The 26,225-nt window shown below is 59.5% G+C and carries 27 protein-coding genes; 19 read left to right on the top strand and 8 right to left on the bottom strand.

All coding sequences use genetic code 11. From position 1 onward, the window contains the following. Positions 1 to 44 precede the first annotated feature (44 nt). Genes NKG60_RS23710 through NKG60_RS23700 form a run of 3 tightly spaced genes read left to right on the top strand, consistent with a single transcriptional unit; the run spans position 45 to position 10,045 of the window. Positions 45 to 2,882, top strand: a complete 2,838-nt coding sequence (locus NKG60_RS23710; RefSeq protein ID WP_352668129.1) for a leucine-rich repeat domain-containing protein — start codon at positions 45 to 47, stop codon at positions 2,880 to 2,882. 25 nt (positions 2,883 to 2,907) lie between these two features. Next, a complete protein-coding gene (locus tag NKG60_RS23705) occupies positions 2,908 to 9,366 on the top strand; it encodes an RHS repeat-associated core domain-containing protein (RefSeq protein ID WP_352975723.1) in 6,459 nt (2,152 codons plus the stop codon). A gap of 31 nt (positions 9,367 to 9,397) precedes the next feature. Continuing rightward, positions 9,398 to 10,045, top strand: coding sequence for a hypothetical protein (locus NKG60_RS23700; RefSeq protein ID WP_352975720.1), 648 nt, complete (start codon positions 9,398 to 9,400; stop codon positions 10,043 to 10,045). A gap of 263 nt (positions 10,046 to 10,308) precedes the next feature. On the opposite strand, the gene NKG60_RS23695 is transcribed toward NKG60_RS23700, so the two are convergent. Then, on the bottom strand, positions 10,309 to 10,569 hold the full coding sequence (locus NKG60_RS23695) for a hypothetical protein (RefSeq protein ID WP_352493293.1): 261 nt from the start codon (positions 10,567 to 10,569) through the stop codon (positions 10,309 to 10,311). Between the two features lie 121 nt (positions 10,570 to 10,690). On the opposite strand from NKG60_RS23695, the gene NKG60_RS23690 reads away from it, so the two are divergent. Continuing rightward, a complete protein-coding gene (locus NKG60_RS23690; RefSeq protein ID WP_352975718.1) occupies positions 10,691 to 11,638 on the top strand; it encodes an IS1595 family transposase in 948 nt (315 codons plus the stop codon). Between the two features lie 153 nt (positions 11,639 to 11,791). On the opposite strand, the gene NKG60_RS23685 is transcribed toward NKG60_RS23690, so the two are convergent. Beyond that, positions 11,792 to 12,634 carry a DUF3800 domain-containing protein gene (locus NKG60_RS23685; protein ID WP_352975716.1) on the bottom strand — a complete coding sequence of 281 codons (843 nt, stop codon included), beginning with the start codon at positions 12,632 to 12,634 and terminating at the stop codon, positions 11,792 to 11,794. 128 nt (positions 12,635 to 12,762) lie between these two features. Here NKG60_RS23685 and NKG60_RS23680 point away from each other — a divergent pair, with 128 nt between their 5' ends. The 7 genes from NKG60_RS23680 (at position 12,763) to NKG60_RS23650 (ending at position 15,868) form a co-directional block, all read left to right on the top strand. After that, positions 12,763 to 12,978 (top strand): hypothetical protein, encoded by a 216-nt coding sequence (locus tag NKG60_RS23680; protein ID WP_352493294.1) that lies wholly within the window; start codon positions 12,763 to 12,765, stop codon positions 12,976 to 12,978. Next, a complete protein-coding gene (locus NKG60_RS23675) occupies positions 12,953 to 13,162 on the top strand; it encodes a hypothetical protein (protein WP_352566596.1) in 210 nt (69 codons plus the stop codon). Before NKG60_RS23680 ends, NKG60_RS23675 begins: the two co-directional genes overlap by 26 nt. Before the next feature lie 161 nt (positions 13,163 to 13,323). Further along, on the top strand, positions 13,324 to 13,650 hold the full coding sequence (locus NKG60_RS23670; protein WP_352566594.1) for a hypothetical protein: 327 nt from the start codon (positions 13,324 to 13,326) through the stop codon (positions 13,648 to 13,650). Between the two features lie 151 nt (positions 13,651 to 13,801). Further along, positions 13,802 to 14,092, top strand: coding sequence for a hypothetical protein (locus NKG60_RS23665; RefSeq protein ID WP_352566592.1), 291 nt, complete (start codon positions 13,802 to 13,804; stop codon positions 14,090 to 14,092). A 669-nt stretch (positions 14,093 to 14,761) separates the two neighbouring features. Next, the gene (locus NKG60_RS23660; RefSeq protein ID WP_352566590.1) at positions 14,762 to 14,950 is read left to right on the top strand and encodes a type II toxin-antitoxin system HicA family toxin; all 189 of its coding nucleotides are present in this window, start codon (positions 14,762 to 14,764) and stop codon (positions 14,948 to 14,950) included. Positions 14,951 to 14,954: 4 nt separating this feature from the next. Then, positions 14,955 to 15,356 (top strand): type II toxin-antitoxin system HicB family antitoxin, encoded by a 402-nt coding sequence (locus NKG60_RS23655; protein ID WP_352493300.1) that lies wholly within the window; start codon positions 14,955 to 14,957, stop codon positions 15,354 to 15,356. 194 nt (positions 15,357 to 15,550) lie between these two features. Beyond that, positions 15,551 to 15,868 (top strand): YMGG-like glycine zipper-containing protein, encoded by a 318-nt coding sequence (locus NKG60_RS23650; RefSeq protein ID WP_352566588.1) that lies wholly within the window; start codon positions 15,551 to 15,553, stop codon positions 15,866 to 15,868. 3 nt (positions 15,869 to 15,871) lie between these two features. Here NKG60_RS23650 and NKG60_RS23645 read toward each other — a convergent pair whose 3' ends face one another. The 3 genes from NKG60_RS23645 to NKG60_RS23635 all read right to left on the bottom strand — a co-directional run bounded on the left by NKG60_RS23645 (position 15,872) and on the right by NKG60_RS23635 (position 18,247). Beyond that, positions 15,872 to 16,060, bottom strand: coding sequence for a hypothetical protein (locus NKG60_RS23645; protein ID WP_352566586.1), 189 nt, complete (start codon positions 16,058 to 16,060; stop codon positions 15,872 to 15,874). 288 nt (positions 16,061 to 16,348) lie between these two features. After that, entirely contained in the window at positions 16,349 to 16,855 is a 507-nt protein-coding gene (locus tag NKG60_RS23640; protein ID WP_352492871.1) for a hypothetical protein, read from the bottom strand. Positions 16,856 to 17,065: 210 nt separating this feature from the next. Further along, positions 17,066 to 18,247 (bottom strand): acyltransferase family protein, encoded by a 1,182-nt coding sequence (locus NKG60_RS23635; protein WP_352975711.1) that lies wholly within the window; start codon positions 18,245 to 18,247, stop codon positions 17,066 to 17,068. A gap of 225 nt (positions 18,248 to 18,472) precedes the next feature. On the opposite strand from NKG60_RS23635, the gene NKG60_RS23630 reads away from it, so the two are divergent. Together NKG60_RS23630 and NKG60_RS23625 are read left to right on the top strand one after the other, a co-directional pair. Continuing rightward, entirely contained in the window at positions 18,473 to 19,138 is a 666-nt protein-coding gene (locus NKG60_RS23630; protein ID WP_352566584.1) for a phosphatase PAP2 family protein, read from the top strand. A gap of 5 nt (positions 19,139 to 19,143) precedes the next feature. Next, positions 19,144 to 19,275, top strand: a complete 132-nt coding sequence (locus tag NKG60_RS23625) for a phosphatase PAP2 family protein (RefSeq protein WP_352566582.1) — start codon at positions 19,144 to 19,146, stop codon at positions 19,273 to 19,275. A 10-nt stretch (positions 19,276 to 19,285) separates the two neighbouring features. On the opposite strand, the gene NKG60_RS23620 is transcribed toward NKG60_RS23625, so the two are convergent. Beyond that, complete coding sequence (locus NKG60_RS23620) at positions 19,286 to 19,768, bottom strand: DUF2127 domain-containing protein (protein ID WP_352566580.1); 483 nt, start codon at positions 19,766 to 19,768, stop codon at positions 19,286 to 19,288. Between the two features lie 39 nt (positions 19,769 to 19,807). On the opposite strand from NKG60_RS23620, the gene NKG60_RS23615 reads away from it, so the two are divergent. Further along, positions 19,808 to 20,350 carry a phosphatase PAP2 family protein gene (locus tag NKG60_RS23615; RefSeq protein WP_352566578.1) on the top strand — a complete coding sequence of 181 codons (543 nt, stop codon included), beginning with the start codon at positions 19,808 to 19,810 and terminating at the stop codon, positions 20,348 to 20,350. 4 nt (positions 20,351 to 20,354) lie between these two features. Here NKG60_RS23615 and NKG60_RS23610 read toward each other — a convergent pair whose 3' ends face one another. Together NKG60_RS23610 and NKG60_RS23605 are read right to left on the bottom strand one after the other, a co-directional pair. Next, complete coding sequence (locus NKG60_RS23610; protein ID WP_352566576.1) at positions 20,355 to 20,606, bottom strand: response regulator; 252 nt, start codon at positions 20,604 to 20,606, stop codon at positions 20,355 to 20,357. A 255-nt stretch (positions 20,607 to 20,861) separates the two neighbouring features. Next, positions 20,862 to 21,494, bottom strand: coding sequence for a methyltransferase family protein (locus tag NKG60_RS23605; protein WP_352492883.1), 633 nt, complete (start codon positions 21,492 to 21,494; stop codon positions 20,862 to 20,864). Positions 21,495 to 21,734: 240 nt separating this feature from the next. On the opposite strand from NKG60_RS23605, the gene NKG60_RS23600 reads away from it, so the two are divergent. From NKG60_RS23600 to NKG60_RS23580, 5 genes are all read left to right on the top strand, one after another. Further along, positions 21,735 to 21,992 carry a hypothetical protein gene (locus NKG60_RS23600; RefSeq protein ID WP_352566575.1) on the top strand — a complete coding sequence of 86 codons (258 nt, stop codon included), beginning with the start codon at positions 21,735 to 21,737 and terminating at the stop codon, positions 21,990 to 21,992. A 36-nt stretch (positions 21,993 to 22,028) separates the two neighbouring features. Next, on the top strand, positions 22,029 to 22,823 hold the full coding sequence (locus tag NKG60_RS23595; RefSeq protein WP_352492885.1) for a COG4705 family protein: 795 nt from the start codon (positions 22,029 to 22,031) through the stop codon (positions 22,821 to 22,823). Between the two features lie 109 nt (positions 22,824 to 22,932). Continuing rightward, positions 22,933 to 23,442, top strand: a complete 510-nt coding sequence (locus tag NKG60_RS23590) for a cytochrome b (RefSeq protein WP_352492886.1) — start codon at positions 22,933 to 22,935, stop codon at positions 23,440 to 23,442. Positions 23,443 to 24,139: 697 nt separating this feature from the next. After that, entirely contained in the window at positions 24,140 to 24,817 is a 678-nt protein-coding gene (locus NKG60_RS23585) for a winged helix-turn-helix domain-containing protein (RefSeq protein ID WP_352492887.1), read from the top strand. Beyond that, complete coding sequence (locus tag NKG60_RS23580; protein WP_352566573.1) at positions 24,804 to 26,162, top strand: sensor histidine kinase; 1,359 nt, start codon at positions 24,804 to 24,806, stop codon at positions 26,160 to 26,162. Before NKG60_RS23585 ends, NKG60_RS23580 begins: the two co-directional genes overlap by 14 nt. The last annotated feature ends 63 nt before the right edge of the window (positions 26,163 to 26,225 follow it).

The following is a 26,225-nucleotide window of genomic DNA, read 5'->3' as shown; positions in this document are numbered from 1 at the left end:
GCGGCTCGCTTGATCCGCATCTGAGCCTCGAAAGGAGAAACCAGATGAACCGCATCGCCCGATCGCTGCTCCTTCTCCTCCCGGTCCTGCTCGTGACCGCCGCCGCCGGCCCGGCCCGCGCGGACGAACCGAAGGTTGTGTTGTTCGAGGATCCGGCCCTGGAGGCAAACCGGTTGCACTATCCGCTGCTTATCTCGGACGGGCGCGGCTACCGTATCCGCTGCAAGGACCAAGCGGACGAAGAAGCAGTGATCCGTGGACTTGGCTTCGCGACGGTTCCCTCGGAGGTGCTAACTGCCGTCGACAGCGCGATCGTCGCGGCTGATCCCGCCGCCAACCCGCTGCTGTGCCCATCGGGTGAGACATATCCGATCAAGGTGTTCGCGCACGATAATGGCAGCGGCCTCGTCTATTACCTGCAATTCCCCTCCGACTTCGGCGCGACGACGTTTTCTGACCGGCTCTACATTCCTGGCTGCTCGCTGCTGGTCACCGACTTGAAGCTCAACCTCGACCAGGCTCTGAACGCTGACCCGACGCCGTTCTTCGCCGGCAAGATCCACACCATCGCATGCCTCTCCGGCGCGCCGCCGGTCAACAAGCCAACGACCTTCGCCAACTGGTGCGTCAAGGGCGACCGCACGCCGGCAGAAACGGCGACCGTAATGGCGGTGCTCGATTCAACGCCCGGTGGGGTATCGGCGCTTGGCAATCCCGCCGCCTGCGACGCTGCACAGACCTTCCTGGAATCAATCACGACGCTAAATCTGAACGGCAAGGGCGTGCAGTCGCTCGATCCGATTGCGGTACTGACGAACCTCGCCAGCCTGTCGATTGCCGAGAACTCGATCGCCGACCTCGGGCCGCTAACCAAGCTCAAGGCGCTGACCTTCCTCGACATTTCCGGCAATCACATCAGCAACATCAACGCGCTGACGCCACTGACCGCGCTGACGCGAGCCGACCTCTCCGACAACGACATCACCGACATCCGCGCACTGTCAGCGCTGGCGTTACTCACGAACCTTACACTCGACAACAACAAGATCGGCAACCTTGAGCCGCTGCAATTCCTGCAGGCGCTCTCGACACTGTCCATCGGCAACAATGGCCTTGCAGGCGACATGCTCGAACCGCTCAGCGCGCTCGGCGGCCTGACCAGCCTCAACCTTGCCAACAACAAGATCGAGACCTTCGCCAATCTCGGAAGCTTTCCCTCGACGCTAGCCATCAATCTCAGCGGCAATCCAATCGTAGCGGACGGCGGGCAGAGCTTCGTTGACCTATGCGTGCTGCACCGCGACGCCGCGACCCCGCTTGGGCAGACCATTCGCGCCATGGTCGAATTGGAGGGCGGCGGAACATGTTCGGCGGTCGGCAACAAGCTGCTGGCGACCACGGCGCTCGACCTGTCGTCCAAGATCGTCAGCGACCTGCGTCCGCTCGCCACATTGCCGCAACTCACCTCGCTCAACCTCTCGAGCAATAACATCACCGACGTCGCGCCGCTCGCCGGCTTGACCAATCTCGGCATACTCAACCTGTCGAAGAATTCGATCGCCAATGTCCGACCGCTGGCGGCGCTGTCGGGCTTGATCAATCTCGATCTTTCCGACAATCCTGTACAGGCGACCGATTTCCTGTCGGCATGCCTGATGCGCAACCAGACCGACTTTCTGACGCCCGCGCAAGCCGCCGAAGTAAACGCGCTGCTGTCCATCTCAGGCAAGACTGTCTGCGGCAAAGCCTATGACGATCTCAGCTCACGCCAGTTCGCCGACGCGAAGAACCGTGGGTTGACCAGCGTCTCGCTGTTCCCGGTGATGGGCAATCTGACCTCCATCGACCTGTCCGACAACCAGCTGTCCGATGTCTCGCTGCTGTCGGCGATACCGGGACTGACAAAGCTTTGGATTCGCAACAACCAGATCACCTCCATCCAGGGAATATTGCAACTGCGCCGCCTCGAACAACTGAACGTCGACGGCAATCCAGTGTCGAACCTGATCGGCATCGGGGTACTCAACAAGCTGACCAAGCTCTATTTCTCGAACACGCACGTGCAATCAGTAACGCCGTTGGCGGACCTGCCGTTGCTCGACGATGCCGGCATGCGCAACCTACCGCTACAGTACGCCAGTTTCGCTGAATACTGCACCGTCTACCGCTTCGATTCGATCGCGCTCGGCGACGCGCGCGGTTTCATGGCGGCACTCGACAGCCGCATGCAGGCCGAGCATGTCGACAGCACCGATTGCAACGCAGCGCAGAACTGGGCGCAGTCACTGACCAGCCTGTCGCTGAACAAGAAGTCGATTATCGCCGTCAATCCTGTGGTCTATTTCCGGGCGCTGGGCGAACTCAACCTGTTCGACAACCTGATCACCGACGCCTCGCCGATCGCATCGCTTACGGAGCTTCAGAAACTGAACCTCGCCACCAATCGGCTGTCGGCGATTCCGCGCTTCGGCTCGAGCGGCCTCAAATACATCTACCTGAATGACAACCAGATCAGCAATGTCGGCAATCTATCGAACATGCAGGCGTTGACGGATGTCGATCTGCGCAACAATCGGGTCTTCGATGCGCTGCCGCTCGGCTCGCTTCCGGCGCTGTCGGTCGTCGATCTGAGGGGCAACCGGATTGAAAACTTCTCTCACGTCCATCCGGTGATCGGAAAATCCTATCTCGGTAACAATCCGATCTGCTCGTTCCCGCAGCCGCTCCTCCAGCAAGTCAGCGAAGCCTGCAAGCGCGAGCCGTTGCGCATCTTCGATGGAAACATTCACCTGCAAGACGCGATTGCCGTCCAGCCCTCGGTCATCTGTCCACGGCCGAACTGCTTACAACTCATCATCGTGAGCCCGCACATTCATCAGTAATGCCTGCATCCGAAGAGGTAGCCCCATGTTCGCAAAGACCTTTGCCATCCTCGCAGCCCTGACCGCCAGCGCCGCAGTGCTCGGTTCCCCGGCACACGCCGAAGACAAATCGGCGACGTCGATCGTCCAGTTACCTGCGGCCGGCGGCACCGTCATGCAGGAGGAAGGCAGCTTCACGCTGAACAACAACACCGGATCGGCGAACTTCACTTTGCCGCTACCCAACCTGCCGACGCGCGGCCAGTTCGGGCCGCAAATGAGTCTCACCTACAGCCAGTTCGCGGGTGACAGCGGCAACGGCCTCGGCATCGGCTGGCAGTTCAACACCCAGGCGATCGCCGTCAATGACGATCTCGGCACGGCCTTGCCCGGCACCAAACCCGGCGGCGACTTCTTCTCCCGCCTATCGTACATGGGCGCGCGGCTCGTCTTCGTCGGAAACCAGAACGGCGTCTGGGAGTACAAGCCGGAATACGCCGAGGATTTCGTTAAGATCCTCTACCACACTGGCACGTTCGACGTCGTTTCGCTCGACCTGACGGGTGGGCTGCACACCGATACCATCTCCTCAGGCTTCGAGGTGACAAACGCCGACGGAACGCGGCTGATCTTCAGCGGCGATCGCTCCGTGGCGGAGGGCAATTTCGACGTAGCCGCGCCCTACGTCACGAAATGGCCGCTGGTTCTGCAGCTCAACGCCAACCGCGAAGCCGTCCGCTATGAATACCAGCGTTTCGGTGGACGCAGCTATCTCACAAAGGCCAGCTTCGCCGGCGGCCAGAGCAGCTATCAGTTCGACCTGATCGAAACGCAATCCACGCTCGTCAGCCACACCAATGGCAGCAAACAGGAGAACGCCCGGCTCTACGGCAAGATGACGGCCAAGTTCAAGGACACCGTCTACGCCCAATGGTGCATGGGATATGTCGGCCGTGACACGAATGACACCTCCAAATTCGTCGTCCGGGCGCATCCGGACTGCCTCGCGAAGGCCCAGGCCGACCTGACACCGCTCATCGACACGCAGTCGGTCAACGTGCTCGACCAGCTGCGCGTGCTCTACCGATATGGCGATACCGGCGGCGAGGCGCTGGCGCAATCGACGCTGAAGTTCCCGGATATCCACTTCGGCTATTCGTCGTGGACGAGCGCCGAGCTGGCGTCGCGCTCCGTCGTATTCGAAGCCCCGAAGATGGCGTTCGCTGGCGACATCCCTCCGCAGAATTTCGAGTTGGCCGACCTCAATATGGATGCGCTGGTCGACATCGTGCAAAGCAAGGATGATGGCGCGACCGTGCATCTTGGCAGCGGCGACCTGAACAGCGCCTTCGGCGACACGACCCAGCTCGTCCTGTCGCGTCCGACCGAGGCTGGACTGATGCGCCAGATCGCGCCCCGGCTCACTGACAACCGCTTCGCTTTTGCCGACATCCTTGGTGACAGCTTCGTCGATATCGTCGAAATCGAAGATGGGTTGATGCACGTCTATGACGGCAGGGCCGACGGGACCTTCCCCTATCTCGGCCGGTCGATCCCGCTGCCCGGCGTCTCGCCGACGACATTCGCGGGCGGCAACGGCCGCTTCGCCGACGTCAATATGGACAGCCAGTCCGATATCGTCACGACGCGCCTCAACGCTGATGGGCGCACCGAATGGCGGATATTCCTCAATCTCACACGGCGCCAGGCCGATGGCGGTTACAGCGTCAATTTCGGCGCGCTGACCAAGGCGTTCCCATTCAACAGTCAGGACGGCCAGATACTCGGCCGCAACAATGTGCGGATGGTCGACATCAACGGCGACCGGCTGCCCGATCTCGTCGTCATCCGTCCAGCCGACCAGGGCTTCTGCCTCTACGAGAACGAGGGCAACATCTTCTCGACTGACCCGAATGCGCTGCTGTTCGGCGATGCCGCGATCAACGATCCGCTCTGCGGTCACGGCACCTTCTCAAAGATCGGGGGCATGCAGTCCGGCGATAGCCTCGCCACGATGTGGTACATCGACGCCAATGGCGACGGCATCATCGATTTCGCGTCGATGGGCGAGCGCACCGACCAGATGCGCATCTGGCTCGGCTTCGGCGATGGGACCTATCTGAAGGATCCGCTCAGCATCGCGCTCAATCTGCGCGTTCAACTCGGGACGTCGACGCAAACCTTCGCCTCGCGCGTCGCCGACATCGACGGCGACGGCCAGACCGAGATCATCGTATTCCAGAAGCCGTCCGGCGACGAGGTAAAGCCCGTCGTCGTCATCGACTTCAACCGCACCGCGACTATGCAACTCGTCAAGGCGAACCTGCTGACGGTCGTCGACTTCGATTCCGGCCGCCGGCACGACATTCGCTACGCGACCTCGATCGACGAGATGCTGCGCGACCGCGCCAACGGCCAGCCGACGCGCAACCTGCATTTCCCCGTTGTCGTCGCCAAGCAGCTCGTCACGTCGCAGGGCATACCAGGCCAGGTTCGCGCCCAGGTGCAGACGGACGAATATTTCTACCACAATCCCTTTTATGACGTGATCAATCGCCGCTTCATCGGCTTCTCGGAGGTCGAGAAGGTCGCTTACGGCGACGAGAACGCGGCCGGCCAGCGCGTCACGCAGCGTTCCAGCCTCGATCGCGAACAGTATTACACCTTCGCAGAAAGGGCGGCCGACCTGAACCTCGCCGGCAAACTGAAGATCCGCAAGACATACGAAGTAAAGCCGGAGGCGACGCTCGTCGCGAGCGCTGAGACAACCGAGACGCTCGATCCGTCAGCGGCAGCGCTGCACTCGCTGTCGACCGCTACACGCAGCCAGAAGCTGCCGACGACCGGCATGATGCTGAAATGCGAATCGTCGGTGTGGGAGGCATTTCCGCGTGGCGACGGTTCGTCCTATCTCAGGAAGGTCAAGGAGACGCTGACCGACTCCGCCGGCGAGGCCGAACAGCAGGATGCGGCCGATCCCGAATGCAAGGATCCGGTCAAGACCCAGACCTATGCCGGTTTTGACGAATTCAACATGCCTACGTCGGAGACGGTCGGGGTGCGCGACATTCCGGGACCGGAGCGCCTGACGGTTCCTGGCTTCAATCGTACAACCCAGACCGACTACACACAGTCGCGCGCCGATCTGGCGGCGCTCGGCATCGTCAACGCGGCGTCCGAGCAGCGTATTCTGGCCGGAACCCGGCTGCTCAGCCGCGAGAGTTTCACCTATCTGCCAAATTCCGGCGGTCGGATGGGGTCGCGAACGCTGGAAGTACTGTCGGGACTTGGCGCCCTGCCGCCCGCGCTCGAACAGTTCCGCAACGCCAGCCGAAAGCTGGTGAAGACTATGGGTTACGATGTCTTCGGTAACAGTATTTCGATCGCCGACGAACTCGGCATCACCGAGTCGGCGATCTACGACCCAACCGGTACCTTGACGCTCAGCTACACCAAGGCGTCGGGCGGTGCGGCCGAGCTCGATCAGATGACGAAAATGACCTATGACGGGCCGCGCCAGGGCACCATAGCGACGACGACAACGCCCTTGGGCATGGTCGTGACGAACAGCTACGACGCCCTCGGCCGCAAAACCCGGGAAACCGCCACGGACGGCGCCGAACGCTTCTACACTTACAAGATCGGCGAGCATGGGCTGCCGTCGCTAATCCTTACGGCGCGCCGCCGCTATGCGAGCGCTGCCGAGACACCGGAAGGCGAGAGCGAGTTCATCGCGGACCTCGCCGCCTATGACGCGCGCAGCGAAAAGGTCGCCGATCTGGAGAACGTCGCTGAGGGTGGAGTGCGGGTCAATAACTTCTCACTCTACAACCGCAATGCAAAGCAGATCTTCCGCTGGACGCCTTTTGTGGTGAAAAGCTTCGGCGGCGTTGACAATCTCAACCTGCAGAAGGTGTTCGATCTTGGCGATGTTCCGCGCCCCGATCACGAAATCGGCAATGCCTACACCTATGACCCAGCTGGCCGGATGGTCCGCGAAACCCATCCGTCGGGCAAGGTGTCCGCCATGACCTTCCAACCGTGGGGCACGCTGACGATCACGACCTACAACGACCAGTTCGACGGCACCGTTCAAAGCAGTGAATATTCGCTGAAGAACGAGAACGGCGTGACAGCATCCATCGCCAGCAATGGCGGCGGCACGATGCATATCTCCCGCTTCGTGCGCGATTCCTTCGGCTACCTGAGCGAAATCTGGCTGCCGGGCGAGACGACGCCGCGGCGGCTGATCTACAACTCCGTCGGCGACATCGAATTCCAGTCGATCCCGGGAATGGGCGACCGCTACGCCTTCTACGACGCGCGCGGTCGCCAATCGGTGATCGCGCGGGTCGGCAGCAATGGCGAAACGTCGGTCCAGACCTTCACCTACGACTTCCTCAACCGCAAGCTAACCGAGGTGAACGATGGCGTGGTTCACCTCGAATACCGCTATGACCGCGCCGTTCAAGTCGCCTCCGCGGCCGGGTTCGAAACGCCGATAGCGCTGCCCCTCGACAAGACGACCGAGGTGATCATTCACGATCCCAACGGGGCATTCGACGCCGTCCAGCGCTACGCCTACAATGCGAACGGCCGGATGGTTACCCATGAGGTGGAGATCGACGGCGCGAAATACGCCGATCATTTCCACCACACGCTGGATGGCCGCATAGATTCGTCCGAAGGTCCGCGCGGCTTGGCGTCGAAATTCGCGCTGGGGCCCGACAAGAACCTGCGGTCGGTGACAGTCACGCATCCCGATTTTTCAGGACCGGAGAAGATCATCGAGAATATCACCTACAATCCCGAATCACAGATCGAGCGGGTCGATTATCGTCTGGGCGCATTCACCCGGATGACCTACGATCCAGCCACCCTGTTCCTCACCCACATCGTTACGCAAGCCGGCGGCAAACCGCTGCAGGATTTGAGCATGACCTTCAACGCCAACGGCTCGATCACCCAGATCGTCGACGCGTTGGCGCAAGGCGCGGGCAGCGACGGACATGTCGACCGGTCGGGAACGTTCCACTACAATTTCAAGAACGAACTCGTGCGGATCGCTCGTTACGGCCAGCAGGCCGAATTCGGCTATTCGGCGGCGGGAACGTTTGCCCGCAACGACGAGCTCGAGCCCGGCGCGCGGATAGCGCCGTCCGCCGGCGCCGTGACCGGCCTCATCCCGGCCGGCAGCGCATCGAAGCCCTACTCCTTCGACGGATTCGCCCAACTTGCGAAATCGCCGACCTTGACCGGAACGGTGTTCGACATCAACGGACGCTTGATCCGCGCTCAGACTGCGACCAATGAAGTGCTCTACGGCTACGATCAGACGGGGCGTCGCCTCTACAAGAAGGTCATCCCGACCGACGGATCGGGTCCGGAGCAGCTTTACCTCTACCCGGTCGACACGTTCGAGATCGGTCCGAAAGGCGAGGAGAGCTATGTCAACATCGCCTCCAGCAAGCTCGTTCGTCTGGAACACGGCACCGGCAAATGGTTCTACTATCTAAAGGATCATCTCGAGAGCAGCGACTATGTCATCTCCTCCGACGGCGTTCCCGTCGAGCAGATGCTCTACCGGGCGTACGGCACCGAACATGGGCCGGAGACGCTGGCCCCTGCCTGGGCCCAACACCTGACGGATGTCGCCGCGGAGCTGCCGCGTGAGAAGACCCACCATCGTTTCACCGGCAAATATCTCGATGACGATACCGGGCTCTACTACTATGGCGCCCGCTACTACGATCCGGCATTGGGGCGGTTCATTTCGCCCGATCCGCTTTACGTCGGCGATCCGGAGAAGTGTACCGGCAATTCGACGTCCTGCAATCTCTTCGCCTACGCCAACAACAATCCGATGGCCTTCCTCGACCCGACCGGCCTGAAGGAGATCGTTGCCGGCGACGCGGCCTACCGACGGCAGGTCGAAGAGGACATCCAGCGAATTGATCCGACCGCACGGGTCGACAGTAAGAGTGGCGAGGTATCGCAAAATTGGCTGCATGGCGCCTGGCTGGACGTGAAGAACTTCTTTGTCGGATCCAACTCCTTCGACAGCGGCCGCGAGTTGATGCGCCGGGTCATCGCCGACCCACAAACCACGACGATCCAGAACGAGCCGGGCGTCACCGCGGCCCGCAACAAGGATCCGTTGGTGAACCCGGAATCGACAAAGGGCGACGTGATCATCGGCTATGACCCGGCTGCGTCGCGCACACGCACGTCTGTCGAGTTCGACAAGTCCTCGGGCACGACTGCGTCCAATCCGGCGGATCCTGGCATCGTGCTCGGTCACGAGCAAATCCACGCCACGCACCGCATGGCCGGCCAGCATTCGGGGTTCAAGGATGCGCCCTACGTAGGTCTCGATGGCAAGTCATATGCTTTCCGCAACGAGGAAGCACGTACCATCGGTGTCGGCGGCACACGCCGACCCGACGACATAACGGAGAACCAGTTGCGCGATATGCTCGGCATCAAGCCGCGCGTCCATTGGTGACCGAGACAGCGACCAAGGAGGAGACTTTGACATGCGACTCCCGAAGCTTACGTCGATCCTCGCCGGTTCCGTGCTCATGTTTGCGGCAACGGCAGCGGCGCAATCCATGAGCAAGCAACTCAAGGAACCGCAGGCCGTGCCGCTCGATTTCCTGACATGGATCCAGCGCGATCCGGCTTGGCTGCAGCAACAGATGGCTACGCTCGGCGCCGCCGGCGGGGTGAAAATCGGCAATGACATGCTCGAAACAATAGACGTGGAGGCGTTGAAGGCGGTTAACCGCATCCGCAGCTTCGCCTACCTGGCGGCGAAGGGATTGAATCCGCCCTATTTCGACCTGTCTGTCGCCGGCGCGGATAAGACCGTCCGATGCATCACCTCAAATCCCAGGAGCATCGCGCCCGACATCGGGCCGATGGACTTTGCGAGGACGTCATTTCCGGCGGAGGCCGCCGACCAAACCGAACTGAAATCCTGCACGGTCACAGGCAAGGGTGTAGACTATGCCGGCCTTGAACGGGCCGCCTTTCGAGACCGCTACTTCAACGCGTCAGGTACATTGAAGCCGGAATTCCGCGACCTCGGCGACGATCCAGCTTTCAAAGCCAAGGCGATTGACGAGGGCTTCTTCCTGACGACAGAGGACTATAGCGGCCTGTTGCAGCTGGACTTGCGGTAAGCAGCTACGAGTAGCAGCAACAGCCGCGAGCGTCTGGGCTGGCCCAGACGCTCGCGTCCTGCTGCCTTGAGTCAGGCTTCGCTGGCTCGGCAACCTGCGCACTCTACCGTCTAACAGATCACCAATATGGCGAGCTGGAGGTGCCGCCGGGGCATCGCGACTTAACGCGAATGATCGCAAGATAGCGCTTAAGACCAGCCACACTCGACGATGAGCAGCATGTTGGCTTGGCGCGCCCCAAGCTGTCCATCGGCCCGCTGTGGTCACTTCCGCGTGGAATATTCCTCCGGGAGTGGTAGAAGACCAAGGTTCGGCATGCGGTAGTCAGGCTCCTTCTCCGCGACAATGGCCAGCACCTCGTGCAATTTGTCGACCAGCCCACAAAGTTGCCAAAACAAGGGGCCGCTTGCTTTCAGGTTGCGTTGCGCAGAAAGCACCGCGTCGCGGAGGCCTAGTGCCTCCCTTATGATCTCCTCAGCGTCCCGAGCAAACAGTCTGTCATACCGGCCTTTTCGTCTGCCCATGCGTATCTCCTTGGCTATAAGCACCCGCCCAACACGCCGTCAAAATAGGAACATATTCAGCATATTATACTTGACGTACCCAAACAAACGGAATAGGTTGATTCCATAAGGAGTTACCCCAATGTCCGTCCTGTCCGACCGCCACTTTCACGATGAAGCCGCAGCCTACAAGTTTGTGGAAGCCAGGATTTGGCCGAACGGTCCCGTTTGCCCGCATTGCGGCGGCGTGGAGCGCATTTCCAAGATGGAAGGCAAGAGCACCCGGATTGGCACCTACAAGTGCTACCAGTGCCGCAAGCCCTTTACCGTCAAGATCGGCACCATCTTTGAAGCCAGCCACGTGAAGCTGAACCATTGGCTACAAGCGATCTTTCTTATCGCGTCGTCAAAGAAGGGCATTTCGAGCAACCAGCTTCATCGCACCCTTGGCGTGACCCTGAAAACCGCTTGGTTCATCTCGCATCGCATCCGTGAGGCCATGCGCGACGGCAAGCTTGGCCCGCTTGGCGGCAATGGTCAGATTGTCGAGGTCGATGAAACCTACTTCGGTTCGCGGGCTGAGAAGCGCACCACCCGCACCAGCGGCCAAGCCTTCATCAAGAAAGGCCGTAGTGGCCCGTCGAACAAGCGCGCCGTGCTTGGTCTTATCGAGCGCAACGGCTCGGTTCGCACCTTCCATGTCGCTTCCGCAACCAAGGAAAACGTTGCGGTCCTAGTCACCGAAAACATCACCGTTGAAAGCATGTTGTTCACCGACGAAAGCCGCCTCTATCCGGTTGTCGGCGCGACCTTCCTCGACCATATGACTGTCAAGCATTCGGCTGGCGAATACGTTCGTGGCGGCGTCCACACCAACACCATCGAAAGCTATTTCAGCATCTTCAAGCGCGGTATGCGCGGCACCTATCAGCATTGCGCTGAGAAGCACCTTCACCGCTATCTTGCTGAATTTGACTTCCGCCATAATTCGCGCGTAGCCCTTGGCGTGAACGATGAAGCGCGGGCCGGTCGCATCCTTGATGGTGTCGTCGGCAAGCGCCTGACTTATGAAACAACTAGTGCAAGGTGAGGCCCCCTATGGCGTCTGGCGACCGTCCAAGTACCGCCCGAAAGCCGCCCGGAAAAAAGGCGACAAAGCTTAGTCAGAAAGAGCAATCCGAGCGGTTCAAGGAAACCGCTCGGGAGCTGGAGGTTGATGAAACCGGGGGCGCATTCAACCGCACTATTGAGCAAGTTCTCCGTAAGCCCGCGTCAAAAACTCAGCGCTGAAATCGATCATCGGCCCAATTTCTGATTTGTCATATTTGAGATATCCGAACCGATTCCCCACAGGGTCTATTGCCTCTAAGGGCTTGCGCCGTGGCTTGTTGTAAAAGCCTCCGCGCATCTGTCGATTGCCTTCAAATGCCAAGACATCGGCGCACTGGAGAGGCGGATATCTCATCTTGGAACCGAACGCGAAGGTAGCCGATCGATCCGGATATTTTTCTTCAAGCCAGCCAAAAGTCTTAAGGGCTATGCTGCCAAAATCGTTGTTCTCATGAACGAATGCGATGTTCTTTTCACCCCTTGCGGCGAGTAGATCCCATGCCGCGCGGATCGCCCATGAAAGACATATCGAATAGTGGCCTTCCGCAATCCAGGCCGGCGGTATTGCTAGCTGATGGCGATCCTTTAGCTGCTTGGTAAACTCTCCCGAAGCGACAGCGGCGAAATGCCCCTCGATGAAATTATCCCGGATTACCGGCAGGATACGATTGACGACATAATCGTCGCGATGATCCTTGGACCATCCCTTAAATTCCCCATTGAAATTGTGGCAATCGGCCGAGTGGTGGATGCGAACTGGAGCTTTTGCTTTCAGCCATTCCAACGTCCAATTGGTCCATACTTCCTTCGTAGCCCACACAGCCGAGACGGAGGTTATTTCTGAATCATGGTGGATTCCCGATTCATCCAAATAAACCTCGATCACTACAATCACACCTTCCCGATGGGCAAGGAAGGTGTCGCTCATCTCAGCGACAATCGCGCCGGACACCTCTGCCGAATCATGGTGCATCATAGCACCTCTCGGCTAGGTTGGGTACGCAAAGTATAATATGCTGAACATATTCCTCGTCGAGTCAATTCGCTCTTGACATTTTTGTTCCCGTTTTGTTCAATTGAACAGAAACGATTGGAGGCATCGCCATGGACCACATCGTGACGCTGGACAGCCGCCAGGAGGCGGCCCTTCAGGCCATCGCCGACAAGTTCATTGCATTGCACAAGGGCGATGCGGTGAAGGCATTGAAGGAGATGATCGTGCTGAATGGACACTTGCATGAACGGCTTGATGAACTCTCGGCTCCGCGTCGGGCAAACATTAGGAGGAACGACAATGGGCATTATTCGCCTCGACGCTGAAGCCAAAGCTGAACTCCATTCTGAAGCGGTCAAGCTCATCGCCCGATACGAAAGCCCCCTTGAGACTGTAAAGGCGCTCATGGCGTATAACTGCGAGCTTGAGACTCAAATTCTGGCCCTCGCTCACCGGCACCCAGGATTGGTAGCGCTGGGTTACGACGACACGCCGCCAATCTTGGGATGAGCCATGGAATCGGAACGGCCGCCATGTCGCACGACGGGTATGGTGATGACGGCGAGTGACTCAGGATATTCGAGCCCGGAGGATTCGCGACAAATATGCCAACCCGGGCCAGCCGGTGACGACAGCTCGCTTGTTTGCGGCATGACGGGGTCAAGTTGACCATGCAGGATCTTATCAGCTTTTTGGAAGCCAACTCCGCGCTGATGCTGGCCAACCCGGCCGCCTTTGCCAGTTTTGCGGTTCTTTTAGGAGGAGGCGGATTTGCGGTCGGCCGCTATTTGTTGACCGAGCGTCTCGCCAATCTGGAAAGCCGCATTGCCAAGCGTGACGAGGAAATCGCTGAGTTAAAAACCGGGAAAGTACAAGATGACGAGCCGTCGATGGTGCCCATAGTCGGCACCGCTGCAATAGGCTCACTCAGTCGAAGCGACCCTGTAGCTCTGGCCATCGGACGAGCCCAATGCATCCGGCCCGGCAACAGCAAATGAAGGACGACGTACCGAAGGCCAGTTGTCCTCTGCAAAAAGGACGGAAAATGATTGTTTACTGCCTTCGACCCACGATAACTGCACCCTTGGCCAATCACGGTCCAGTTGGGCAGCAGAGCGAAGGCCGGATGCCATGCACCGGGTGACACCAATGACACGCCAGTCTGTTACTGAAGATCTCGAACACGCAGCTCAGCGCATAGGCGACATCTCCCGCGCGGATTTGCAGATCCTCCTGCGTCGCGCTGCTTTGATGCTTCGAAACGTCGGTGGTGTGCCGCTGGAGCCCGCGACCGCAGATGCACTCGATTCCGTAGCAGCCGAGATGAAAATCGGCAGGCCAGACCTTATTCAGATCATTTTGCGAGAATGGCTGGAAACCAATGCCTATTTGCCGGTTCGGACGATCGATGAGGAAAGCGAGACGGACGGGAGCGCGTAACTACCCTCAGCTAGGCTGCGGAACTCATAAAAGCGAAGCGACGGTCTGATGACCGCCAAGGTCATGCTCGACAAGAATGCGCCACTGGCACTTTCATCGGTATAAACGGGCTTTGGCGCCAACGGCCCGGTGGAGAAACTCTACAAACGGTTCAATATGCCGCAAAGCCGGTACCACATATCGACCGGCAGTCTGTATGCCCATTTCAGGAACACCGGCTCGATGATTCCCAGCACGCTCGAAGCACAACGCGAGCCTGCATCGCAGCACACACCCCCGACGACTTCAGGCCATGGCTGCGGCCCCCGTCGGCTATCTGGTGGACGAAACCCTATGGCATTCTGGTCCGACGGAACGCCATTGGGCGGCCTCAAGCACTGTCGCCCCAGTTCCCCAACAACTAACGGCACCGGCATGGCATTGAAGGAGAAGACGGTTCGGTAGGCGCCGCCTTGTCCGGTCGTTCCGGCTATCAGCCCTGCCTTGGGTGGGGCGAGGCTGGCTTCTCTGCGGCGGCACGCGAAAGCGTCCGGGGAAGGCCTCGGCTCATTTGGTTTTGGTTTCTCCGTTTTTGAGGATTTGAGGAACGGTTCAGCTTGAGGACTGCGGCATGTAACCTGCGGCAATTCTCATGGACATTTGGATCGGCTATGTGTATCTATACACAACATGAAGAGCGCCGATGTCATTCACAGGCTGTTGGCGGATGGCTGGTACGAAGTGGCTCGAAAAGGAAGTCAGGCCCAGTTCAAGCACAATGCCAAGCCGGGCCGAGTAACAGTACCGCACCCCAAGCGCGACATCCCGATCGGCACTCTCAAGAGCATCGAAAAACAATCCGGTGTGAAGCTGAGGTAGAGAAATGCGCAATTACATCGGACTGATCCACAAGGAACCGGACAGCGACTTCGGCGTCTCCTTTCCTGATTTTCCGGGGCTGGTCACAGCCGGCTTCAGCCTGGACGACGCCCGCGCCATGGCCGAGGAAGCACTGGCCTTTCATGTCGAGGGCTTGGTCGAGGACGGCGAGGCCATTCCCGAACCGTCGTCCCTCGAGGACGTGATGTCGGACAAGGACAATCTGAGCGGAGTCGCCATTCTAGTTCCCTTGAAGGCCGAAGCGGCGAAGGTCGTGCGTGTCAATGTCACCATTCCCGAAGATGTCCTCGACCAGATCGACCAATATGCGGTGCGCCACGGCTACAGCCGATCGGGATTTCTGACCGCTGCGGCAAAAAAGGTGATGCAGATCGAGGCAGCGTAACGCTTCGAAAGTCGACTTGGGATGAGGCTCTGTGGTCTTGTTCGGTTACGTTTCTTTCCAAACCGGAGTTGTCAGACAAAAACAACCATGTCTCATTTCGTGAGGCACGGTGCCTATGTTCCGCCGCAAATGCCACCGTACTTGGCAAAATCGGCCTGCGTATTAGTTCATAGGCTTCAAGGGAGTTCCAGACGATGACCATGTCCAAAGCGATTGCCGCCATGCTCGTAACCGCCGCGCTGGCGGGCTGCGCGCAGACCGAAGCACAGCAGAGAACCAGCACCGGTGCGCTGCTCGGCGCCGGCGCCGGCGCGCTTGCCGGCCAGGCGATCGGCGGCAACACCAAGAGCACGGTCATCGGTGCCGGAGCCGGCGCCTTGCTGGGCGCCGTCGTCGGCAACGCCACCACCCCGCAACCCCGCAGCGAACAGCTTTGCCGCTATCAGGACCGCACGAGCGGCCGCATCTACACCGCCCCCTGCGACGACCGGTACTACAACGGCGATTATTGACCGTTAACGCTTCTCCACGTCACTATTACGGGACAACGCCCCAACATGGGGGTGAGGGCAGTGCAGTTCTGAAATGCTCGCACCGCCCTCACCTGCCTGTCGGCAAATCTCTCTCTGGTCGAGGCTGTCGATCGGCGCCTCGTCGAGCACGGCGAGCGCCATGTTGGCGATGTCGAGCGGGGTGATGGCCATGGCTCAGGCCTCCGGCTGTGTGGTTGGTCGGGGAAAACGGGGCATGGTGCCTCCACGGCAAAAAGCCGCTTCAAGGCGGCTGCGGATTTCTTGTGATTTTTGGCCTGGGCGGAACGTTGCACGTCTCGTGCATGCGCCGTCACGACGCCAACCGCCCGTCAGGAAATGGCGCGGCAGACGCTTCGTAAGCCGTCTTTTTCCCATTCGAGCAAGGAAGACGGCAATGTTTGGGCTATTGCAGTTTCACAACACCGCCGCGCAACGCGGCGATGTCTTGCCTGGATAGGGTCAGCCGATGCGTGCGCTGGTCGAGATCCCTGTTTGGGCTGACTTGGCAAAGGCGGTTGGTTTCATCTTTCCGGCACCTCCCGCCATAGCCAAGCCCTTGTCCAGGGCATCCCGAAGGCTTGGCGTGTAGTAGGCGGTGTCTTCCAGACCGCTGAAGAAGTTTACGCGATGAACCTCCCCTTTCTTGCTCATGACGATGCCCGCTTTTCGGAGCACTTCCTGAACTGTTTTGTACTTCATATTCATAGTTACCTCCCTTGCCGAGGCAGGCAGCATCGTCCTTTCCTGTAACTGTTTGGTGCCGTCGATTGGCCAAAGGGCAACATGAATGTCGTAGCGAACGCCAAAATTCACATCACTCCGGCGCAGCGCAGCGGGTGAACTTGGGATTCGCCACAGTAGCCGACCTGGCGTCCCGAAAGGGCGCGGCGTCCGACGATCGCCCCTCGCCCGATCATGCCCGGTGGTCTTCAGCGCGATGAACGCCATGTGCTTGAGGCTCGACACGTGCGGTCTCATTTTGCCGCCAGTGCCAGTTCGGCATCGGTGGCGAATTCGCCGAGCCCAACGATTGGGACGCGCGGTTCAGCGAAGTGCTGGTGGCGGCGCTCGCCATCAAGATGGCGCATCCCTTGACCCACAAGGCCCGCATGATTGACGTCGCCCGCAGCCCCAATAACAGGGGGCTGGTGCAGCTCGAACCCGTCTGGCGGCTGGTCATGGGCCGGGCTTGACCGCCTCGAGCGCCGGGCTCCGCCCAAAGCGCTGCACGACGAAACGGCCCATCTTCTGGCCGGGCACTTCGATCAGCGTGTAGGTGATCCAGGACAGCAGGCAGACCACCGGCAAGACGACGGCAACAACAATCGCAAAGCGCACCGGCGCCGACAATTCGTTGCCGAACTGGGTGATGACCAGAGCCGCCACCGGCTGGAGAACCAGCAGATGGATCAGATAGATGCTGAAGGAAAGCTCACCCATCAAATGAAAGAACCTGTTGGCGAGCGTCATGGCGATCTTTCTGGCCACGATGCCCATCATTCCCGGCAGCATCCGGTAGAGAACCAGGGCAAAGAAACCCACGACGAGCGCTTCGCGCATCAAAAACTTGCCAAGCCCGTAGCCGCCGCCGAAGGGCAGCGCGGCCAGAGCCATGGCCAATGCCAGATGCACGAAAGGCCGCTTGTGCCTTTGATGGACGACGCCCGCCAGCAGCATCCCGCACAGGAAAATCTGCATCTTCAGCGGCAGGAACGACGGCATCGGAAAATGCACCCATAATTGTCCCATCAAGAACACGATCGCGCTGCCGATCGCGGCGACAAGGATGGCGCTCCATATCCAGTCAAGCCTGCGCACCAGCAGCATGACCGCCGGGAATAGTGCGTAGAACTGCATCTCCAGCCCCAGGCTCCAGTCCGGCAGCGGTGTGCGATAGGCGAAATTCGGCACCAGGCCGAACAGGAACAGCAGATGGGCGCCGATATTCTTCAGGCCGCTGTCGAGATAACGCTCGGGCGCCTGCGGCGACCGCAGCAGGAACTCGTCGATGACCATCCTGGATTGGTAGAGATAAGGGCCAAGCGCCAGGGCAGCGAACAGCATGACGTAGAACAGCGGCGCTATCCTGAAATAGCGGCGGGTCCAGAATTTCAGCCAGGTTTCCGGCCTTTGCCAGGGCTCCTTGTCCTGGCGCAGCTGGTAATGGAACACCATTAGGAAGCCGGACAGCATGATGAACAGATCGACGCCGAGATCCGGTTCGCCGAGGATGGGAATCTGCCAGCCGGTCAACAGCAGGCAGTGCCCGATCAGCACCCAGATCGCGGCGAGCGCCCGAAGCCCGTCAAGGCACTCGATGCGCGATGCTTCCGTCATGCCGAACTTTTCGATGGCCATGTTGCAATGCAGCATGGCGGCTGACGGAGGAATGTCAACCGTGCGGAGGGAACACGATTTGCGCTTGGTTGTTACGGAAAACATGCAAGCCCATGATTTGCGTGTGGGGTTGGCTGCCATCATCTAACATTGGCGATTAGGCTCGGTTACAGAACGAGTTAATCCGAGCTGCTCTTGAACGACGTGCCGCGCCTAAGCATCGATCGGACGTGAGCTGGATGCTGGATGCCAATTGCCCTGCTGGAAGGCAATCGTCCCGGTCAGCATTTGATCCGCATCAATGATCAATTCCCTGTCTGCTTTCAGCGGGTAGCTGGAGCGGCAGGAAAGCAGCAGAACCTTGTCGATGGCGAGGGCCACGGAACAGGCCGCCTCGTACTCGCCATGTGGTTGATCGCCCCTGTGCTTGTGGCCGGTGGCCTTGTCCTCGGCTTTGGCCTTCTGGCAGAAGAAGTTATTGAGGTAGACACGAGCGGTTTCGATCGGGCCGTGCTCATGGCGTTTCGCAACGCCGATGATCCAACCAACCCTATTGGTCCGCCTTGGCTGGAGGAAATGGGACGGCGCGACGTTACGTCTCTCGGCAGCTTTGCGTTCCTCGTGTCGGTCACCGCAGTGGGCTATCTAGTGATTACGGGAAAGCGGAGTTACGCCGTGCTGGTCGCGGCCGCCGTGGCTGGCGGAGAGGCCATCAGCACGCTACTGAAGATCGCCTTCGATCGCCCGAGGCCCGATGTCATACACACGACAAGGGTCTTTACAGCGAGCTTTCCGAGCGGGCACGCCATGCTTTCCGCCGTCAGTTTCCTGACCCTTGGAGCGTTGCTGGCCACAAGGCGAACCCCGATCCCCGCGTCAAAGCGTATTTCGTTTCGCTTGCGGTGTTTCTGACGGTTATGGTCGGATTGAGCCGGGTCTATCTCGGCGTCCACTACCCCACCGACGTTCTTGCAGGTTGGTGTGTCGGCTCCGCTTGGGCCATTCTGTGCTGGTCTGCGGTCCGGCGCATTGAACAGGGCCGAGGCTGATAATCCGTCGCTATGCTGGCTTGTGCCGCCGCATTATGCCCCATTCGTGCCAGATCAGCACCATGACGACCGCATCGAAGACGGTCAGTACGAGCAGGCCCGGTGAATGGGTGTAGGAATAGCGGTAGACTTGGTAGACCATGAATGCGCCGAGCGCGACGAGGGAGGCCGGATACGCCCACAGCTTGCCTCGCAAAAGGCCTATAACCAAGAGCAGCTTTATCAGGCCGTGGCTGAGCAGGTAGAAGGCGTAGAACTCCTTGCTGGCGATCGAAAAATGGCTTGCCATCTGCGACAGATAGCCAGCTATGAAATCGTTCGGATCTTCGATCAACTCCTCTTGGGTGAAAGCATTGACCCACGAGGCAATGGTGTCTGTGGTAGCGAGATAAAGCAGGACACCGCCAAGGCATTCGATCAGGGCGTGCGCACCCTTGAGCCAGACGCTGACTTCAAAAATCTGATGAATCCGGCGTTCGTCGACTGCTTTCACAATTCACCTCGCGATCGACAATAACGGAAGCAACAAAGAATGGATGCAAGTCTCACTCACTGGATCAACGCTGCAGCTGGGCTTCACCCGGTTCTGGATAAAGCAATGACTGGCGCCTCACAAATCGGCGTTCCGCTCATGGTGTTGGCTGTGGTTGTGCAATGGTGGGCGAAGGCCGACCGCTACCATGTTCGTCACGCGGCCTTGTCGGCCGGTCTGGCGTTCTTGCTCGGTCTAGCGATCAACCAGTTCATTCTTCTGTTCGTGCACCGGATACGGCCCTACGATGCCGGCGTGACGCACCTGTTAATTGCGCCGAGCACAGATTGGTCATTCCCCTCCGATCACGGGACTGCGAGCGTTGCAATCGTTGCGGCCTTTGCGATGCAAGCTCTGCCTCGGCGGGCGCTGGCATTCATGATCATGGCATTCCTGATTTGCTGGTCGAGAATTTATATCGGCACCCACTATGTCACCGACGTGATCGGGGGCGCCATCACGGGCGTCTTAGGTGCCGTTGTGGTGCGATTGGCTTACCGCGAGAACTCCCGGCTGGACAATCTGGTGACAAGAATTCTCTAGCTCCTTATGTGCCAACAATGGTGAGAATGATGACCGGCGTCGTGGTGCCGCGGCCTCGCAGCCGCCGCAGCACCTCGATGCCGTCGAGATGCGGCAACGCCAGGTCGAGGATCACCAAGGCGTAGTCCTGGCTTGCTAGGGCGGCATCGGCATCATCGCCGCGAAAGACGCAATCGATCACGTAATTGTCGCGCCGCAGCAGGCGCGCCAGCCATGTCGACAATTCGCGATTGTCTTCCGCAAGTAAGATACGCATTTAATCCGTCTCAGCGCACGATAGCCACATCGCGAAAGAGTGCTTACATCATGGTCCGGCAAAAATGCTTTGGCCAATGTTGGGAGATGGGTTTTCCGCGGACCGCCGTCCCGCTTAGTGCCCTTCCCGGTAAATGACCATTCGATGTCGTAAATTCCGCTCTGCATTGCGCGATGTGCCAAAAATTTAGTCGGTGCTCTTATGTCCAGCTGATAGCGGTTAGCGTGGGCGAATGACAGCAGACTTATGCATTGATCAATAGAGCGTGAAAAACGTGAGCAGAAAGCCGCTGGCCCTGAAATACTCGATCGTCTCGATCGCGGGGAAGATGGCGAGGAAATAAAGCCCGTCATAAAATGTCCGCCTCAGCGCACCTGTTGAAAACTGCCGCTCGGGCTGGTCGGCAAACAGCAGCGGGTTCGGCCAGAAGCGCGGCGTCCGCTCTGCATACGCCGTGTAGGCGGGGCCGAACTTTCCGAGCAGGAATTCGGCCTCCTTGCGCGCCGTCACCCGGAAAACGATGAAACTGGCTAGGCCCAATGCCAAGGCTGCGACGATGGATCCATACATCAACCCGATGCCCACCGCGCCGATCGTCGAGAAGAAATACAGCGGGTTCTGCGTCATGGAAAACGGCCCCGCGGAAATCAACTCTTCGTTCTTTTTGCCGCCGACATAGAGAATGCTCCACAGACGGCCACCGACGCAGACGAGGATGAGTACGCAGCCGAGCAGTTCGATGAACTCGTGCTCGCTCGACCCTTCGCGCAGGAACGGCTTGGCAAACAACAGCAGCGCTATGGCCAGGACTGCCACCACCTGGACAACGATCAGACGCTTGTGCTGGTCGAATGCCTTCGGTGACGGCTTGAGAGAGGCGTAGGTCATTGGTTTCCCCCAGCTCTGGCAAGTCTATGGATGGGCCGAAATGTCGTTGCGCGTAACCAACTACCCTTTCCGCCGGCTGATGGCGAGGCAATCAACAGGGTTTCCTCTTATTCTTACAAAATTGTAAGCCACCGGACAGATGCCGGCGAACTCGCCTCCCTATGGTCCCTGCTCCCGGTCGAGTTGCCGGAGCTTGACCGACATTGCCGGAAAGACCGGCGCCACACAGGAAAATGTTATATGAACAAACTGGTTCTCGCCCTCGCGCTCGGTGCAGTTGCCATCGCCAGTCCGATGTCATCAGCCTCCGCAGGACCAGCGCCTTGCGAAGGAACGCTCAAGACCCTGCGCGCCGCAGAGGCTGAAGCGAAACTTGGCGATACGGACAAGACCAAGGTTTCCGAGCTGGAGACCAAGGGCATCGAGCGCTGCAATGCCGACGACGACAAGCGCGCCGACGACTTCTTCGCTCAGGCAATGAAAATCTTGGGCAAGTAGTCCACCCTACGTCTCATCAAACGACAGGATACAGCAATGTTCTCGCCAGCCGCCCAACGTGTCGCGCCTGCTGTTAACCGGGTTCCGGATGTCACTGTCGATTTCTGGCTGATCAAGCTGTTGGCGGTGACCATGGGCGAGACGGCGGCCGACTATCTGGCCGTCAATCTCGGTCTTGGCCTGACCGTCACCTCGCTGATCATGACCGCCATCCTAGTTGTCGCGCTTGTCCTGCAATTCGCGCAGAAACGCTACGTGCCCTGGGCCTACTGGCTGGCGGTAGTGTTGATAAGCGTGGTCGGCACGCTGGTCACCGACAATCTCGTCGACAATTTCGGCGTGCGCCTAGAAACAACCACGATTTGCTTCACCATCGTGCTCGCCGCGACCTTCGCTGTCTGGTTTGCCAGCGAAAGGACACTGTCGATCCATACGATTGTCACGACGAAACGCGAGGTCTTCTATTGGTTGGCGATCCTCTTCACCTTCTCGCTAGGCACTGCGGCGGGCGACCTGGTAGCCGAGAGCTTCGATATGGGCTACCTCACCACGGGCCTGTTGTTTGCCGGCGTCATCGCGCTCATCGCATTTGCCTATTACGTGCTGAAGCTGGGCGGCATCCTCGCCTTCTGGCTCGCGTATATCCTGACGCGACCGCTTGGCGCCTCGTTCGGCGACCTGCTCTCGCAACCCTTCGAATATGGCGGCCTAGGTTTCGGCACCACCTTGACCAGCATGCTCTTCCTTTGCTGCATCGTCACCCTTGTTCTCTATATGAGCCTGAAGAAGCACGCCCACGAGGCTGACAAGATCCTGCTCGAATCCGATTAGGAATCGAGCATCTGCACGCCCGTCGCACGCGGCGAGAACGCGGCAATACGTCAACGGATTCCTGCCTGGGTCGCATCGGCAGCTACAGCGCTCACCTCATGGACAGAAAATGAACTCCAAGAGATCCGGCTACAGCAGCCTTCAGATTAGCCTGCATTGGACGATAGCGGCGCTTGTCCTGTTCCAACTCCTGTTCGGGGAAAGCATGACAACATACGTCGATGCGGCAGCGGACGGACGGCAACTGTCGTCCTACGAGCAGACCATGGGATCCGCCCATTACTGGGTCGGCCTGGCGCTTCTGTTGCTGGTGTTCGTGCGACTGGCCGTGCGCCTCTTCATCGGTGCGCCCAAGCCGCAATCGACAATGCCGAAATGGATCGCTTTCGCCTCACGCGCAACGCATGCGCTGTTCTACGGCCTTCTCGTCGCTGTTCCTGTTTCCGGGCTTCTGGCCTTTCATGTCTGGGGCTGGATAGGCGATATCCATGCCTGGGCAAAGCCGGTGTTCATGGTCCTCATCTGCATTCATGCCGGTGCGGCACTCTTCCATCATTTTATTCTGAAAGACGCCGTGCTGCGCAAGATGCTTGTCCCCGCACGCGATGCGGCCAGATGACCTTCGAACCAAATTCGAAGGCATCAAGCCGTGACGGAAAGGCAGCCAATGACAAGTTCGCAATCAAAGCCTGGGTGACAGCTTCGATTTCCGTGATTGCCTTCCCAGTTGGATTGCGCCCTGGGGGCGTCCCACCTTAATGACAATTTTCACGCAATCGTTGCCGGTGAAGCCATCGATCGGCCCGGCCGTCGGTGGACGAGATGAGGGCCTACCACGACGAGTACCACATCGCCACGATCATCAATCTGCGCGGTAAAGCGCCTGGTCGGTCATGATCTGACGCAGCGGTGCGGGCGGCGAAGGATCTCGGCATCAGGCATATCGAGTCGGCTCGCAGGGACCTGGCGCAGCACCAGTCGCTCGCCTTGATTGCACTGATGAAGTCGGCCCGAAACCTGTCCTCATCCATTGCCAGGCCGGCTCCGATAGCAGGCGGACTGGCGGCGCTCTATTTGGCCGGGATAGCAACGGCCGGCGAGGAAAATCCGCGGCGCGGCTTTCTATCCGGTGCGGCCATATCGCCATTCCGGTTCTGAGGACCTATGAAATGGATCAGACTTTCGAAGCCAGGAACTCGCTGCTGGGGTTTTTCGGCTGATGATCCTATATTCCAGGAATAGGTATTCTAGGAGCGGGCAGCTGCCGGCGCTAGCATGCACCGCGGACAAAGCCTCGGCAACAGACCGGAACAGAGATGCGACTTCTCCTTGTTGAGGATGACCCACGGACTGCCGAATACGTAGTCAAGGGACTGAGCGAAGCCGGGCATGTTTGCGATCTGCTGCCCAATGGCCATGACGCGCTGTTTGCCGCGACACGCGACGCCTATGACGTGATCATCGCGGATCGGATGATCCCCGGTCTGGACGGCCTGTCGATGATCAAGGCGGTGCGTGCCGCCGGGGTTCGAACGCCGGCGATCTTTTTGACCTCGGTCGGTGGCGTCGACGACCGGGTCGAGGGCCTCGAGGCCGGCGGCGACGACTACCTCGTCAAGCCATTCGCCTTTTCCGAGTTGCTCGCCCGCGTCAACGCCCTTGGCCGCCGGCCGGCGGCACACGAACAGAAGACCGCCTTGCGCGTCGCCGATCTTGAAATGGATCTGCTCTTGCACCGGGTCACTAGGCAGGGTCAGGCGATCGACCTGCAACCGCGGGAATTCAGGCTGCTCGAAGTGCTGATGCGTGGCGAAGGCCGCGTCATCACCCGGACCATGTTGCTGGAGCGCGTCTGGGATTTCCATTTCGATCCCAAGACCAGCGTCGTCGAGACCCATATCAGCAGGCTGAGAACCAAGATCGACAAGCCGTTCGAAACGCAGCTTATCCATACTGTCCGCAACACCGGCTACAGCCTGCATGCGCCGGTTTAATCTGCTACGCAGTACGCCTTTTCGGCTTGCCCTGACCTTCGCCTTCTTATTCGTGCTTGCCTTTATCCTGTCGGGCGCCATCGTTTATCAGCTGATGAGCGCCGACCTTGCCGAGCGGCTCGATGATTCCATCAAGGAGACCTATTCGGTGGTGGCGGCGACTTATGCCGAAAGCGATCTGGAGGATCTGGTTGCGACGGTCGACAGCCATGCCGCGCTCTCAGCCAAGAAAGAGCAGCTGTTCTCGCTGACCGGTCCGGCCGGCAATCATCTTGCCGGCAACTTTACCGCGGGGGACCTTCCCGACGGCTTCTCGATGTTTGACGCCACTATGCCCGGCGTGCCGGCCGGCACCGTCTACCGGGCCTGGTCCGGTTCGGTTGGCGGAAACAATCTGACGGTCGCCTTCAACCTGTCCGAGACCGATGAGTTGGAAACCATCGTGCTGATGAGCTTTGGCTGGGGAACCCTCATCATCACCGGTCTGGCAGTGGCCGGCGGCGCCTTGCTGGCATCCCGTGTCCAGCGCCGCCTCGACGGTATCGCTGCCACCATGGTCGACGTGTCGCATGGGCGGCTTGACGCCCGCATTCCCCTGGTTGGCAACGGCGACGATATCGACGGGGTTTCCGCCCAGGTCAACGCCGCGCTCGACCGGCTGTCGGCCCTGGTCGAAGGCATGAAGCAGGTCAGCGCCAACATCGCGCATGATTTGAAGACGCCGCTGAACCGCCTGCAGATGATTTTGGAAGCCGCCGCCGACAAGACCGCTCTGGGCGAGGAGGTTTCCGATGATTTGGCGGACGCGCGGGCGGAAGGGCTCCAGATCAATGAGACGTTCGATGCCTTGCTGCGCATCGCCCAGATCGAGGCTGGAGCGCGCAAGGCGCGCTTCATCGATCTGGACGTCAATGGCGTAGTCGAGAGCATTGCCGAAATCTATGCGGACGTTGCTGAGGATGACGGAAAGTCGCTGACGGCAAAAATCCTTCAAGGCACACAATGCCAGATCCACGGCGATCGGGAATTGTTGACGCAGATGTTCGCCAATCTGGTGGAGAACGCCTTGCGGCATTGCCCGGCAGGCACGGCGATCGAATTGTCAGTGATCCCTAGGGATGACCGCATTCTTGTAAAAGTCGGCGATGACGGCCCGGGGATTCCAACCGAGGAGCGCGAAAAAGTGTTCCAACGGCTCTACCGGCTGGACAACAGCCGCACGACGCCCGGCAGCGGCCTTGGGCTTAGCCTGGTGCGCGCCATTGCCGATCTGCACGGCGCATCCATTACCCTCGAAGACCGCCATCCCGGCCTCGCGGTGGTGGTCAGTTTCCCCCGCTGCTAAATCGTCGGCTGGCTAGGCACCGCCCTCCAAGCTTACCAATCCGTATGAACCAGGCGACATGCC

This window comes from Mesorhizobium sp. M1428, assembly GCF_040317515.1.
Lineage (GTDB): Bacteria > Pseudomonadota > Alphaproteobacteria > Rhizobiales > Rhizobiaceae > Mesorhizobium.
The sequence above is the reverse complement of the archived record's forward strand: the minus strand, read 5'-3'. Positions and strand labels throughout refer to the sequence as shown.